Origin of the sequence: Nocardioides rotundus, assembly GCF_019931675.1 — a bacterium.
Classification (GTDB): domain Bacteria; phylum Actinomycetota; class Actinomycetes; order Propionibacteriales; family Nocardioidaceae; genus Nocardioides; species Nocardioides rotundus.
Genome location: NZ_CP082922.1, coordinates 4,075,140 through 4,088,569, shown reverse-complemented (window position 1 = coordinate 4,088,569; position 13,430 = coordinate 4,075,140). Strand labels below are relative to the sequence as shown.

Below are 13,430 nucleotides of genomic sequence, written 5' to 3'. Positions count from 1 at the left end.
CCTAACAAGGTGGTTGACAGCGGCACAAGACTTCATCCACAGCCCCCGACCTCGGTTTGACCCTGCTTCCGCGCTCCGCGTACCGTTGCTCAGTCTGCCTGGCCAGACCGGTGCTGTCTCGCGCCTGCGGGCGCTCGATCCTCCACCGGTGGCACCCGCTGACCGCGGGCGCGGCAGACCACCTCAGACGCAACCTCCGCAGATCCGAGCGGGGGAGACCTACGGAGATGCTCGTGAGCAAGCGCACCTACCAGCCGAACAACCGCCGCCGCCACAAGACGCACGGCTTCCGCCTGCGGATGCGGACGCGCGCCGGCCGCTCGATCCTGTCCTCCCGCCGCCGCAAGGGGCGCAAGAACCTGGCCGTCTGAGCCGGGTCGCCCGCGGTGCTGCCCGCTGCCCATCGGCTCACCGACGGTGCGTCCTTCCGCACCGCCGTACGCCGTGGCGCCCGCGCCGGCAGCCGCACCCTGGTGCTGCACCTGGCCGCGCCCTCGCCGCACGGTGAGTCCGACCGGCCCGCGCGGGTCGGCTTCGTGGTCAGCAAGGCGGTCGGTACGGCGGTGACCCGCAACCGGGTCAAGCGCCGGCTGCGCCACCTGATGCGGGCCCGGGTCGACCGGCTCGCCGATGGCAGCACCCTGGTGGTCCGCGCCCAGCCCGCGGCCGCGGAGGCGACGAGCTCGGAACTGGCCCGCGACCTGGATCGTTGTCTGGGGCGAGTGCTGGGGGCCAGCGAGGAGGCGGAGCCGGCGTGAAGTACCTGCTCATCGGCCTGCTCAAGGCCTACCGGCTGCTGATCAGCCCGCTCTACGGCCAGGTCTGCCGCTACCACCCCTCGTGCTCGGCCTATGCGCTGGAGGCCGTGCAGGTGCACGGCAGCATCCGCGGCAGCTGGCTGGCGATCCGCCGCCTGGCGCGGTGTCACCCCTGGGCCGCCGGGGGCTACGATCCGGTTCCGGGGCACCTCCGCGCGGGGCGACCAGAACACCGACCCAACGCCCGCACCGAGGCGGGACCCACACCAGGAGCCTGAGTGATCGACTTCTTCACCTCCATCGGCAGCTTCATCATGACGCCGCTCTACTACGTCGTGTCGTTTGTGATGGTGGGCTTCCACTCGCTGTTCGGGCGGATCTTCGGCGACGCCAGCGGTGCTGCCTGGGTGCTCTCGATCATCGGCCTGACCGTGGTGATCCGAGCGGCGCTGATCCCGCTGTTCGTCAAGCAGATCAAGTCCTCGCGGAACATGCAGCTGATCCAGCCGCGGGTCAAGGAGCTGCAGAAGAAGTACGCGCACGACCGGGAGAAGCTCACCCAGGAGACGATGGCGCTGTACAAGGAGACGGGGACCAACCCGTTCGCCTCGTGCCTGCCGATCCTGGTGCAGATGCCGATCTTCTTCGCGCTGTTCCGGCTGATCGATCACGCCGCCGACGGCAAGGGGCGGGCGTTCCTGACCCCGACGCTTGCCCAGCAGTTCGGCAGCGCGGAGATCTTCGGGGTGCCGATCTCCGGCACGCTGTTCACGTCCGACGGCAACGCCGGGGTGATCGTCATGGCGATCACGCTGGTCGTCGCGATGACCGCGACCACGTTCCTCACCCAGCGCCAGCTGATGAGCAAGAACATGCCGCCGGACGCGATGACCGGTCCCTACGCCCAGCAGCAGAAGCTGCTCCTCTACGTCCTGCCGATCGTCTTCGCCGTCGGCGGCATCGCGTTCCCGATCGCGCTGATGATCTACTGGACCACCTCGAACCTGTGGACGATGTGCCAGCAGTTCTACGTGATCCGCAACAACCCCGCCCCGGGCACTCCGGCTGCCCAGGCCAAGGAGGAGCGGGACAAGGCCAAGGCGGCCAAGCGCGGCGAGCCGGTCGCTGGCGCGGCGGGTACGACGACCGCTGGTGCCGACACCGCGGGCGAGGACGCCCTGCCGCCGATGCACCAGGGAGGAAGCTCGCGCCCTGCCCAGCGCCAGCAGCCGAAGCGGCAGACGCGGTCGCAGCGCAAGAAGCAGCCGCCCCAGCAGCCCCACAAGTCTCAGTAGGCGCCTCGCCTCGCTGACCCGCGCGCCCTGTGACGGACGCGCCCCCTTCCCGCAGAACCCCCAAGGAGCATCGCGTGAGCGACGAGACCACCACCGACCTGAACGAGCCGGCCCAGGCGCCGGTGGACGCCCCCGAGACGGACGACTCCGCGCAGGACGCGGCCGCCGAGTCGGGCGAGGGCCGCCGCGGATCGCGGCTGGAGCGGCTGGAGCAGGAGGGCGACATCGCCGCCGACTACCTCGAGGAGCTGCTCGACATCGCCGACCTCGACGGTGACCTGGACATGGACGTCGAGGGCGACCGGGCGATGGTGTCGATCGTGGGCGCCGAGCTGAGCCAGCTGGTGGGTGAGAACGGCGAGGTGCTGGACGCGCTGCAGGAGCTGACGCGTCTGGCTGTCTACCGCGAGACCGGTGAGCGGTCCCGGTTGATGCTGGACGTCTCCGGTCACCGCGAGCGCAAGCGCCAGGAGCTGGTCACGCTGGCCGAGCAGAAGATCGCCGAGGTCCGTGCCGACGGGTCGCCGGTCTCCCTCGCCCCGATGACGTCCTTCGAGCGCAAGGTGGTGCACGACGCCGTCACCGCCGCCGGCCTGACCTCGGAGTCCGAGGGTGCGGAGCCGCGGCGGTTCGTGGTGATCCTCCCCGCCTGATGAGCGACGTTTCACGTGAAACACCCCCCACGCCGGACGCGGCGCGGGGGGTGTTTGCGCCTGACCGACTGCCCCTGGCAGAGAGGTACGCCGAGCTCCTGGCCACCGACGGCACCCTGCGCGGGCTGATCGGGCCGCGGGAGGTGGAGCGGCTCTGGGAGCGGCATCTGCTCAACTCGGCCGCCATGGCCGAGGTGCTGCCCCGGGACGCCACCGTCGCCGATGTCGGGTCCGGCGCCGGTCTCCCCGGCCTGGTGCTCGCGATCGTGCGTCCCGACCTTCGGATCACCCTGGTCGAGCCCCTGCTGCGGCGCACCACCTTCCTCAGCGAGGTGGTCGAGGAGCTGGGTCTGGACAACGTCGAGGTGGTCCGGGGCCGGGCGGAGGCGCTGCACGGGCAGCGCCGGTTCGACGTGGTGACCTCGCGGGCCGTGGCTCCCCTGCCCCGCTTGCTGGAGTGGTCGATGCCGCTCGTCGCGCCGCACGGCGCGCTGGTGGCGATGAAGGGCTCCTCGGTGGGTCAGGAGATCGAGGACGCCAGCGGGGTGCTGGACAATCTGGGCGCGGCCCGGCCCGAGCGACTCGAGGTCGGCACGGAGTCGCCGGCAAGCTCCCCCGCCACCCTGGTGCGGGTTTCGTGGGCCGACCCCGCACAGGTAGGTTCGGCCGGACGGTCGTCGACCGGTCGCTCGAAGCGATCTGGCCACCGCAAGCGCCGCCCGCCCCGCGGGTAGCCCCGGCCACGCTGTCACCGCGGTTTATCCACATTTTCCACCAGTCATCCACAGGAGAGAGGGAGTAGCGGGCGTTGGTTTCACGTGAAACAGACGAGGCTGGCCGCAGTCCCTTCCGGGTCCCCACGGCCGGAGAGCTCGCCGAGCAACGTTCCGGACTCGGCGACGAGACCACCCCCCTTGCTCGCGCCGTGGAGTCCTCGGTGCTCGCGCGCGCGGCCGCCCAGCGGCGGGAGCCGGAGACGCGCCCCGAACGCACCCGGGTGATGGTCGTGGCGAACCAGAAGGGCGGGGTCGGCAAGACCACCACCACGGTGAACCTCGCCGTCGCGCTGGCCCAGCTGGGACAGCGGGTGCTCGTCGTCGATCTGGACCCCCAGGGGAACGCCTCGACCGCGCTCAACGTGGAGCACCACCGCGGCATCCCCTCCACCTACGACGCTCTCGTGGACGGCACGCCTCTGGTCGAGATCGCCACGGAGAGCCCCGACGTCCCCCACCTGTCGGTCGTCCCGGCGACCATCGACCTGGCCGGCGCCGAGATCGAGCTGGTCAGCGTCGTGGCGCGGGAGAGCCGGTTGCGCAAGGCGATCGCGGGGCACCCGCTGGTCGGCAGCAGGGACGAGGTCGGTGAGGACCGGCTCGACTTCGTCCTGGTCGACTGCCCACCCTCGCTGGGGCTGCTCACCCTCAACGCCCTGGTCGGCGGCGCGGAGATGCTCATCCCGATCCAGGCGGAGTACTACGCGCTGGAGGGCCTGGGCCAGCTGTTGGAGACCGTGGAGATGGTGCGCCAGCACCTCAACCCCGACCTGCGGGTCTCCACGATCCTGCTGACCATGTACGACGCCCGCACTCGGCTCGCCGCCGGCGTCGCGGACGAGGTGCGCGGCCACTTCGGCGACCAGGTGCTCAAGACGGCGATCCCCCGCTCGGTGCGGGTCTCCGAGGCGCCGTCGTACGGCCAGTCCGTGCTGACCTACGACCCCGCCTCGGCCGGCGCGCTCAGCTACCTCGAAGCCGCCCGGGAGATGCTCACGAAGGGAACCTCCGCATGAACGCCACCCCGCCCCGTCGAGGCCTGGGACGCGGCCTGGGCTCGTTGATCCCCACCGCGCCGAGCGAGCCGCTCGCCGAGCCGGACAGGCCAGACACCGAGGCAGGTTCCGCCGCGCCCGAGGAGACAACGGCCGCGGCGCCGATCACCCCGGCCGCGCCCGCGGCGGGCGCGCAGGGCCAGGACGCCACACAAGCCGCGGAGTCCGCACCGTCCTCACAGACCGCGGACGAGCAGCCCGACCTCGTCGAGACCGGCGCCCGGTTCGCCGAGCTGCCCCCGCAGCAGATCCGCCCCAACGAGCGGCAGCCGCGACAGGTCTTCGACGAGGAGGCGATGGCCGAACTGGTGCACTCCATCCGCGAGGTGGGGCTGCTGCAGCCGGTCGTCGTACGTCGAACCGGGGACGACGCCTACGAGCTGGTCATGGGCGAGCGCCGCTGGCGCGCGGCCCAGGAGGCCGGCCTCGAGGCGATCCCCGCGATCGTGCGCGAGACCGACGACACCGACATGCTGCGCGACGCGCTGCTGGAGAACCTGCACCGCTCCCAGCTGAACCCCCTGGAGGAGGCGGCGGCCTACGGTCAGCTGCTGGAGGACTTCTCCTGCACCCACGAGGAGCTGGCCGACCGGATCGGACGCTCCCGCCCGCAGATCACCAACACCCTGCGGCTGCTCAAGCTCTCCCCCACGGTGCAGCGGCGGGTCGCCGCTGGCGTGCTGTCGGCCGGTCACGCCCGCGCGCTGCTCGCGGTCGAGGACCCGGCGCTCCAGGACCGGCTCGCCCAGCGCGCGGTCGCGGAGGGGATCAGCGTCCGCGGACTGGAGGAGATCGTCTCCGTCGGCGACACCGGGCGCTCGCGCAGCGCCGCCCGGCCCCGGCAGACCGACCCCGAGCTGGTGGAGATCGCCGACCGGCTCTCCGACCGCCTCGAGACCCGGGTCCGCGTGGACATGGGCCGGAGCAAGGGCAAGATCACCGTGGACTTCGCGACGCTGGAGGATCTGCAGCGGATCGTCGAGGTCCTCGACCCCCGGAACCGCACCGACCGCCCGATCTGAGGGACGACCCCCCCGCGCGCTTGGTCTTGACGTGCGGACCTACAGCAGTAGGTGGCGCCAACCACTGTGGGGTCGTACGTCAGGACCAAGCGCCCGGAGTGCCGATCTCTGCGGAAAGACGACTGGTCGATAAGTCGACAAAGTGACCTAGCGACGAGGAGACGAGGCGCGGTCACCGGAGAGGCAGTGTCACCGCCGTCGCTCGGCCCGCCGCCGGGCCCGCTCGCGCTTCTCGGCCACGTCCAGCCGGGCGGCCTCCTCCAGCGACGGCGCCGAGCCGCCGTGCGAGGCGGGGCGCCACCAGGCGTCGGGGTCGTCGGCCGGATAGGCCCGGATCGACTCGTCCAACAGGTGCATCATCCGGGCCTTGAGCTCGGCGGTCTCGGCGACCGGGTCGACCCCCGGGGGATACATCGGTGTGCCGACCCGCAGCGAGATCGGCAGGCCGCGCGAGAAGTTCCGGGGGTGGTCCTTGGTCATCATCCGCTGGGTCCCCCACAGGATCACCGGCACCAGGGGGACGCCGGCCGCGGCGGCGATCCGCACCGCGCCGGTCTTGAAGTCCTTGAGCGTCATCGCCCGCGAGATCGTCGCCTCGGGGAAGATCCCGACCGCCTCACCCCGGCGCAGGTAGTCCACCGCGGTGTGGAAGGACGCCTCGCCCTCGCCCCGGTCCACCTCGATGTGGTGCAGCGAGCGCATCAGCGGGCCGACGTACCGGTGGTCGAAGAGCTCCCGCTTGGCCATGAACCGCACCCGGCGCCCGGACGGGTTGGCCGCGAGGCCGCCGTAGACGAAGTCCACGTAGCCGATGTGGTTGTAGGCCAGCAGCACGCCGCCGGTGCGCGGCACGTTCTCGGTGCCGGTCAGCTCGATCCGCTGGCCGAGGACCCGGAAGCCGGTCTTCGCCGCGACGATGATCGGGGGATAGGTGAGGTCGCGCACGCAGGTCTCCTCGCTGCCGACAGGGTGGGGGGTCAGTCTGGACTCAACGGCGGGTCGCGAGGAAGTCCGCGATCCGGCCGATCGCCTCCTCCAGCACCTCGACGTCGGGGAGCGTCACCAGGCGGAAGTGGTCGGGCTGGAACCAGTTGAACCCGGTGCCGTGGGTGACCAGGATCTTCTTGGCCCGCAGCAGATCCAGGACGAACTCCTGGTCGTCGGTGATCGGGTAGACCTCCGGGTCCAGGCGGGGGAAGCAGTACAAGGCACCCCGGGGTGTCACGTTCGTTACCCCCGGTATCTCGTTGAGCAGCCGGTCGGCCAGCATCGACTGCTCATAGAACCGCCCGCCGGGGCCGATCAGCTCGGTGATCGACTGGTAGCCGCCCAGCGCGGTCTGGATCGCGTGCTGCGCGGGCACGTTGGCGCACATCCGCATGTTCGCGATGAGGGTCAGTCCCTCCAGGAAGTCGGCGGCGACCTCCTTGGGGCCGGAGATCATCACCCAGCCGGCGCGGTAGCCGCACACCCGGTAGGCCTTGGAGAGGCCGCTGAAGGTCAGGCAGAGAACGTCGTCGCCGGCGAAGGAGGCGGCGTGGTGGTGCACCGCCTCCTCGAACAGGATCTTCTCGTAGATCTCATCGGCCATCACCACGAGCTGGTGGCGCCGGGCGATGTCGACCAGCCCGCGCACGGTGTCCTCGCTGTAGACCGCGCCGGTCGGGTTGTTGGGGTTGATGATCACCAGCGCCTGGGTGTTCTCGGTGATCCGCGACTCGAGGTCGGCCAGGTCGGGGTTCCAGCCGTTGGCCTCATCGCAGCGGTAGTGCACCGCCGTACCCCCCGACAGGGTGACCGCCCCGGTCCACAGCGGGTAGTCCGGCGCCGGCACCAGCACCTCGTTGCCGTCGTCGAGGAAGGCCTGCAGCACCATCGAGATGAGCTCGGAGACGCCGTTGCCGATGAAGACGTCGTCCACCGAGGTCTCGGGCAGGCCGCGGGACTGGTAATACTGCGCGACCGCGGTGCGCGCGGAGTAGATCCCGCGGGAGTCGCTGTAGCCCTGGGACTGCGGCAGGTTGTGCACCATGTCGGCCAGGATCGACTCCGGCGCCTCGAAGCCGAAGGGCGCGGTGTTGCCGATGTTGAGCTTGAGCACCTTGTGCCCCTCGGCCTCCAGCCGCTGGGCCTCGGTCAGGATCGGCCCGCGTACGTCGTACCGGACGCCTCGCAGCTTGCGGCTCTGTCGGATCTCGCGCACCGGGCGATTGTGTCAGGGCGCGGCGGGGGAGCGGCGCAACCTTGTCCGATCTCACGCCGGTGCGACGGGGCGGGACTACGATGACGGCGTGGCCCGACCGACGCGACCGGGACTCCGGCGCACCGTGGCACTCGACCCCGCGCACCTGGCGGCGTTCGACCATGTCCGCGGCTGCCTGACCTGGCAGCTGCGCTCTCCGGCCGCGATCAACGGCGAGGACCCGGCGTCGCTCAAGGCCGTCTGGCTGCGCGAGGTGAGCGAGCAGTGGGGGACCTGCGGGCAGGTCGTGCTGCGCGAGGGGAGCCCCGCCGCGCTGGCGATCTACGCGCCGCCGGCGTGGCTGCCGGGCGCGGCGAGACTGCCGACGGCGCCGGCGTCCCCGGACGCGGTCGTGCTCGCCAGCGTGTACGTCGCCCCGGAGCACCGCGGCGGAGGGCTCTCCCGGCTGCTGGTGCAGGCGATGGCGCGCGACCTCGTGCAGCGCGCCGACCGGCCGGCCGCGGTCGAGGTCTTCGCGGGCGTCGGCGAGTGCCGGCAACCGGTGGACTACTGGACCCGGCTCGGGTTCGGCGTGGAGCGGCCGCACGCGTGGTCGCCCCGGCTGCGGATGGAGCTGCGGGACACGGTGCGGGTCAGGGCCGGCGCGGCGATCGGCCGGCTCGCGGGCGCCGTACGACCCCGCCCCGTGGTGGCACCGCAGCCACCACTGGGACGGGGGTCGGGTCAGCTCAGGAGAGCAGGTCGGACAGCTCGTTGAGCAGCGCCGCCTTGGGCTTGGCGCCGACGATGCTCTTCACGACCTCGCCGTTCTGGTAGACGTTGAGCGTCGGGATGCCGGTGACCCGGTAGGCCGCCGGGGTCTGCGGGTTCTCGTCGACGTTCATCTTCACGAAGCTCATCTTGTCGCCGTGCTCGGCGGCGATCTCGTCCAGGATCGGGCTGACCTGGCGGCACGGGCCGCACCACTCGGCCCAGAAGTCCACGAGGACGGGCTTGTCGGACTGGAGGACCTGCGACTCGAAGTCGGCGTCGGTCACGGCGGGCATGTTGGACACGTCGGTGATCCCTTCGAAAACGGGTGTCGTGGTTGCCCCCAGTGAACACCACTGCGGGGACGGTTGTTCCGATCCCCGGCCGGGGCCTCGGCGGCTCAGACCGGAGAGATGACCTCGTCGATGGTGGCCTTGGTGCTGCCGGCAGACGAGCCGTGCTGCTCCAGCGCGGCGACGTAGCGCTCGGCGTCCAGGGCCGCCGAGCATCCGGTGCCGGCGGCGGTCACGGCCTGGCGGTAGATGTGGTCGACCAGGTCGCCGGCGGCGAAGACGCCGGGCAGGTTGGTGCGCGTGGTGGGGGAGTCGACCAGCACGTAGCCCTCGTCGTCCAGGCGGACCTGGCCGTGCAGCAGCTCCGAGCGCGGGTCGTGGCCGATCGCGATGAACAGGCCGGTCACCGGCAGGTTGCTGGTCTCCCCGGTGACGGTGTTCTTCAAGGTGAGCGACTCGACCCGGTCCGTGCCGTTGATCGCCTCGACCTCGGAGTTCCAGATGATCTCCAGCTTCGGGTCGTTGAAGGCGCGCTCCTGCATGATCTTCGAGGCGCGCAGCTCGTCGCGGCGGTGGATCAGGTAGACCTTCTGGCCGAACCGGGTGAGGAAGGTGGCCTCCTCGACCGCGGAGTCGCCACCGCCGACCACGGCGATCGCCTGATCGCGGAAGAAGAAGCCGTCGCACGTCGCGCACCACGAGACACCGCGGCCGGACAGCTCGTCCTCCCGCGGTAGACCGAGCTTGCGGTAGCCCGAGCCCATGGCCAGGATCACCGACTTCGCGCGGAACTCGCCCGAGGCGGTCTTGACCACCTTCACCCGGCCGGTGAGGTCGACCTCGGTGACGTCGTCGGGCACCAGCTCGGCGCCGAACCGCTCGGCCTGGGCGCGCATGTCGTCCATCAGCTGCGGGCCCATGATGCCGTCGCGGAAGCCGGGGTAGTTCTCCACCTCGGTGGTGGTCATCAGCGCACCGCCGGCGGTGACCGAGCCCTCGAAGACCAGTGGGGACAGGTTCGCCCGGGCGGTGTAGAGGGCGGCGGTGTAGCCCGACGGGCCCGACCCGATGACGATGACCTCGCGGACGTCGGTGTCGGTCGTGCTGGTGCTGTCGGTCATGCTGGGCAACGCTCCTCGCTGGCAGGTCCGGCCCTCGCTCCGGGGGCCTCATGGGTCGCAACCGAGAATAGGCCAGCGGCATTCCGAAGGCCCGCCCGCGACCTCAGTCGGCGGGGACGGTGGCGGAGCGGACCGGTTCGTCGGCGCCGCAGAGGTAGAGGATGGACGTCTGCTCGCCGCCGCGGGGCGGACGCTGCACGAGTACGGCGCGCTCCCGCTCGCCGGGCTGGGGGACCCAGACCACGGGGTACTGCTCGCCGGTGCCCCAGGCCGGCCGGCTCGGGCACCAGGCGGTGTCGGCACGCGCCTCGGCGTCCTGGCTCAGCGGCGCGACCGTCGCCCGGGCCACGTCCTGCTCGAAGCGGGCGGCGCGGACCGTCGGCGGTGGAGCCGTGCTGCGGGCGGCCGAGGGCGGGCTGCTCAACTCGTCGAAGCGCTCCTCGGCAGGCGGGGTGGGGGCGCTCGCCCTGTCCTGGAGCTCCTCGTCCGAGGCGGCCCCCTGTTCGGCGGACTCGCCCGCGTCGGAGCCCGCGTTGCCGCTGCTCCCACCGCTGGTCATCAGGTTCGGCACCGAGAAGCCGACGACGGTCACCGCCGCGGCGGCCAGCAGCCCGGCGCCGATCCGGCGGCGCCGCCGTCGCGCGGCCAGCTCGTCCCGGTCGGGCGCGGTCGTCGTCCCGTTGGCGCGCTCCGCAGACAGGTCGGCCACCACCCGGTCCAGCCGCTCGGCGACGCCGTCGGGCATGGGCTCGGTGCTGCGGGCGTCGGCGAGGAGGCGCCGTACCTCCTCGGCCTGGGCAGGCGTCAGGTCGCGCTCGGGCACGGGTGGGGCACCTCCTTGGGGAGCTGGACGAGAGTTCGGGGTACGGCGCTCACGGGGCGCGCGGCGGGCCCCGGGGACGGTCACCCGGTGGGACGGGCGAGCTCGCGGGCGGGTTCCCCTCGCCTGCCGGGGCGTGCGGGGGCGGGGCGAACAGGGCGAGCTCGTCGGCCAGGCGGGCGCGACCCCGCGAGCAGCGGGACTTCACCGTGCCCACCGCGCACCCGAGGATCTCCGCGGCCTCCGCGACGGGATAGCCCTCCATGTCCACGAGCACCAGCGCGGCCCGCTGCTCCGCCGGCAGCGTCCGCAGTGCCGCGATCACGGCACGCCGGCGCTCGGCGGCCTCCGTCTCGGTCTCGGGGTCGCCGCCGCGGTCCTCGGTCACCACCGCTCCTCGCGCCGCCTGCTCCTCGAGGTCGTCGGGCAGCGCGTCCGCCGCGCGCACCTTCGCCGCCCGGAGCCGATCCAGGCAGGCGTTGACCACGACCCGGTGCAGCCAGGTGGTCACCGCGGCATCGCCGCGGAAGCTCTCGGCCCGGCGGAATGCGGCGACCAGTCCGTCCTGGAGGCCGTCGGCGGCGTCCTCGCGGTTGCCCATGGTGCGCACGGCGACCGCCCAGAGCCGGTCGCGGTGCCGGCGTACCAGCTCGCCGAACGCGTCGGGGTCGCCGGCCACGTGCGCGGCGAGCAGCTCGGCGTCGCCGCGCTCGACGCGCTCGCTCACGCGCGGACCCGAATCTCGGCGATCTCACCGCGGTAGCGACCGTCGTCGGTCTGGGGGATGCTGGTCAGCCACACGGTCAGGTAGCGACCGCGGTCCTGGCCGTCCAGGGTGACGTCGACCGTGCCGCTGCCGGTCTGGCTGCCGATCGGCGAGAGCCCGCGGATCCCGGTGGGCGACTCGTTGGTGAGGTAGAGGGACAGACTCGTCTCGCCCGCCTCCGGGAGGCTGACCGAGACCTCGCGCGGGGCACGGACCTCGCCCAGGTCGAGCACCACGCCGACCCCGGACTTCAGGCCGCCGGGACCGAAGTTCTCCTCATAGGTCAGCGTGGTCCAGGTCGTCGACGGGTCGCCGTCCACGACGTGGCCGACGGTGTCGGGGTTCTCCTCCCGCGGCGGGGACCCCTGCGGGTCGAAGTCCTCGGCGCTCAGGCCCGTGAGGGCCCGGACGGGCCCGGTGGCGCTGGTGTCGGGGCCCGACGGGCTCTCGTCCTCGCCCAGCACGATGCCGCGGCCGTTGCCGAGGTCGAAGGCGAACGCGACGGCGAACAGCAGGAGCACCACCGCACCGACCACCATCGCCAGCCGCAGCCAGCTCCGGCCCGGCACCTCGTCGTCGGTGTAGGCCGGCACCACGCCGCTGCCCGAGCCCGCGCCCGTCCCGGTTCCGATGCGACCGGGCTGCGAGGCGTCCCAGGGCTGGTGCTCCTCCCGACGCGCGGCGGCCGAGCCGGGTCGGGGGGTCCGGACCGGCCGGCCGTCCTCGGGGACGGGGGCGAACAGCGGCCTGGGCGCGGGCTCCTCGAAGGCCGGCGGCGGGGGAGGCTTCGGCGCCTTCTCCGGGTTGCGGGAGACCCAGCCGACGTCGTCGGCGTCGTCGTGGAAGACCGGCATCCCGGCCTGGGTCGGTACGTCGGTCGGGTCGGAGGGGGCGTTGTCGTCGGCCGGGACGGCCGGAGAGACCTGCGTCCGGGGCTCGGGGTCCGGCTCGTGCGGGGTCGTCGGCACCGCCACCGTCGGCTCCTCATCGACCGGCGGGGTGCTCGACACGACCGGCGGCACACCCGGCTGCCAGCGCTCCCCGGTGGTCTGCGCGGGGGGCGCCGGGGGCGCCGGACGCTGGATCGGAGCGGCCGCGGCCAGCTCCGCCTCCCGGTCGGCCATCCCGGCGCCGTCCCCGACGAAGTCCCGGAGCGCCTCGTGCAGCTCGGCCGCGGTGGTCGGGGTGTGCTCCCCGCGGTGGCTGGTGCCGTTGAGCAGGTCGTCGCACAGATGGTCCAGCTCCCGGGGGATCCCGGCGCGCACCCTCCGGGGCCGCAGCACCCGCTGCCCGTCCAGGTGGGCCGGCGGGAGCGCGGAGCCAGAGACCCCGGCCCAGCGCCCGGTGAGGGCGGCGTAGAGGTTCCCCGCCAGGTCGGTCAGGTCCGCCGAGACCCGGCCGGCTGGGAGACCGTGCATGGCCGCGTCCACCGCGAGCCCGATCAGCCGGACCTGCCCATTGAGGTCGACCAGCACGTTCTCCGGCACCAGCCGGCCGTGGGTGACCCCGTTGTCGTGCGCCAGGGCCAGCGAGGCGGCCACCTCGGAGACCAGCCAGGCCGCCCGACGCGGGCTCAGCGGGCCCTCGTCGGCCAGGATGATGTCCAGCGAGCGGCCGGTGCCCCACTCGTTGACCACGAAGCAGATGCCGTCGCGCTCGTCCACGTCGAGCACCCGCAGCACGTGCGGGTCCTGCACCCCGACCGAGAGCCGCGCCGCCTCGTGCAGCGCCGGTGCGCGCGGGTCGTCGGCGCTGATGACGTGCACGGTCACGTGTCGGGCCAGGATCCGGTCCCAGGCGCGGAAGAACCGCCCGCCGTCCCGCTCGTCGAGGAGGTCCTCGAGGCGGTAGCGGCCGGCGAGCTCGTCGCCGGGCCGGATCGAGCTGGGCACGAACACTCCTTCGCGGCGGGTCCTCA

16 protein-coding genes are annotated in these 13,430 nt (G+C 72.5%); 9 read left to right on the top strand and 7 right to left on the bottom strand.

All coding sequences use genetic code 11. The features are described from left to right. The first annotated feature begins 233 nt into the window (after positions 1-233). The 8 genes from rpmH to K8W59_RS20050 all read left to right on the top strand — a co-directional run bounded on the left by rpmH (position 234) and on the right by K8W59_RS20050 (position 5,559). Positions 234-371 (top strand): 50S ribosomal protein L34, encoded by a 138-nt coding sequence (rpmH, locus tag K8W59_RS20085; protein WP_223396739.1) that lies wholly within the window; start codon positions 234-236, stop codon positions 369-371. A 15-nt stretch (positions 372-386) separates the two neighbouring features. Beyond that, positions 387-758, top strand: a complete 372-nt coding sequence (rnpA, locus tag K8W59_RS20080) for a ribonuclease P protein component (protein WP_223396738.1) — start codon at positions 387-389, stop codon at positions 756-758. Continuing rightward, positions 755-1,036, top strand: a complete 282-nt coding sequence (gene yidD / locus K8W59_RS20075) for a membrane protein insertion efficiency factor YidD (RefSeq protein ID WP_223396737.1) — start codon at positions 755-757, stop codon at positions 1,034-1,036. Before rnpA ends, yidD begins: the two co-directional genes overlap by 4 nt. A gap of 36 nt (positions 1,037-1,072) precedes the next feature. Continuing rightward, complete coding sequence (gene yidC / locus K8W59_RS20070; protein WP_397196048.1) at positions 1,073-2,053, top strand: membrane protein insertase YidC; 981 nt, start codon at positions 1,073-1,075, stop codon at positions 2,051-2,053. Positions 2,054-2,127: 74 nt separating this feature from the next. Further along, a complete protein-coding gene (locus K8W59_RS20065; RefSeq protein WP_223396735.1) occupies positions 2,128-2,706 on the top strand; it encodes a Jag family protein in 579 nt (192 codons plus the stop codon). Between the two features lie 50 nt (positions 2,707-2,756). Further along, entirely contained in the window at positions 2,757-3,440 is a 684-nt protein-coding gene (rsmG, locus tag K8W59_RS20060; RefSeq protein WP_223396734.1) for a 16S rRNA (guanine(527)-N(7))-methyltransferase RsmG, read from the top strand. A 191-nt stretch (positions 3,441-3,631) separates the two neighbouring features. After that, positions 3,632-4,498 carry a ParA family protein gene (locus K8W59_RS20055; protein WP_317846293.1) on the top strand — a complete coding sequence of 289 codons (867 nt, stop codon included), beginning with the start codon at positions 3,632-3,634 and terminating at the stop codon, positions 4,496-4,498. Continuing rightward, the gene (locus tag K8W59_RS20050; RefSeq protein WP_223396733.1) at positions 4,495-5,559 is read left to right on the top strand and encodes a ParB/RepB/Spo0J family partition protein; all 1,065 of its coding nucleotides are present in this window, start codon (positions 4,495-4,497) and stop codon (positions 5,557-5,559) included. Before K8W59_RS20055 ends, K8W59_RS20050 begins: the two co-directional genes overlap by 4 nt. Positions 5,560-5,748: 189 nt before the next feature. Here K8W59_RS20050 and K8W59_RS20045 read toward each other — a convergent pair whose 3' ends face one another. Together K8W59_RS20045 and K8W59_RS20040 are read right to left on the bottom strand one after the other, a co-directional pair. Beyond that, complete coding sequence (locus K8W59_RS20045; protein WP_223396732.1) at positions 5,749-6,504, bottom strand: lysophospholipid acyltransferase family protein; 756 nt, start codon at positions 6,502-6,504, stop codon at positions 5,749-5,751. 43 nt (positions 6,505-6,547) lie between these two features. Then, on the bottom strand, positions 6,548-7,762 hold the full coding sequence (locus tag K8W59_RS20040) for a pyridoxal phosphate-dependent aminotransferase (protein WP_223396731.1): 1,215 nt from the start codon (positions 7,760-7,762) through the stop codon (positions 6,548-6,550). An 88-nt stretch (positions 7,763-7,850) separates the two neighbouring features. On the opposite strand from K8W59_RS20040, the gene K8W59_RS20035 reads away from it, so the two are divergent. After that, positions 7,851-8,519: a GNAT family N-acetyltransferase gene (locus K8W59_RS20035; protein ID WP_223396730.1), complete on the top strand. Its 669-nt coding sequence runs from the start codon at positions 7,851-7,853 to the stop codon at positions 8,517-8,519. Here the strand turns inward: K8W59_RS20035 and trxA are convergent. The 5 genes from trxA to K8W59_RS20010 form a co-directional block, all read right to left on the bottom strand. Further along, on the bottom strand, positions 8,491-8,808 hold the full coding sequence (gene trxA / locus K8W59_RS20030; RefSeq protein ID WP_223399984.1) for a thioredoxin: 318 nt from the start codon (positions 8,806-8,808) through the stop codon (positions 8,491-8,493). The genes K8W59_RS20035 and trxA overlap by 29 nt on opposite strands. Positions 8,809-8,912: 104 nt before the next feature. Beyond that, on the bottom strand, positions 8,913-9,926 hold the full coding sequence (gene trxB / locus K8W59_RS20025) for a thioredoxin-disulfide reductase (RefSeq protein WP_223396729.1): 1,014 nt from the start codon (positions 9,924-9,926) through the stop codon (positions 8,913-8,915). Positions 9,927-10,029: 103 nt separating this feature from the next. Beyond that, complete coding sequence (locus K8W59_RS20020; RefSeq protein WP_223396728.1) at positions 10,030-10,749, bottom strand: hypothetical protein; 720 nt, start codon at positions 10,747-10,749, stop codon at positions 10,030-10,032. Between the two features lie 49 nt (positions 10,750-10,798). Further along, a complete protein-coding gene (gene sigM / locus K8W59_RS20015; RefSeq protein ID WP_223396727.1) occupies positions 10,799-11,473 on the bottom strand; it encodes an RNA polymerase sigma factor SigM in 675 nt (224 codons plus the stop codon). Continuing rightward, entirely contained in the window at positions 11,470-13,404 is a 1,935-nt protein-coding gene (locus tag K8W59_RS20010) for a protein kinase family protein (protein WP_223396726.1), read from the bottom strand. Before K8W59_RS20010 ends, sigM begins: the two co-directional genes overlap by 4 nt. Positions 13,405-13,430 lie beyond the last annotated feature (26 nt).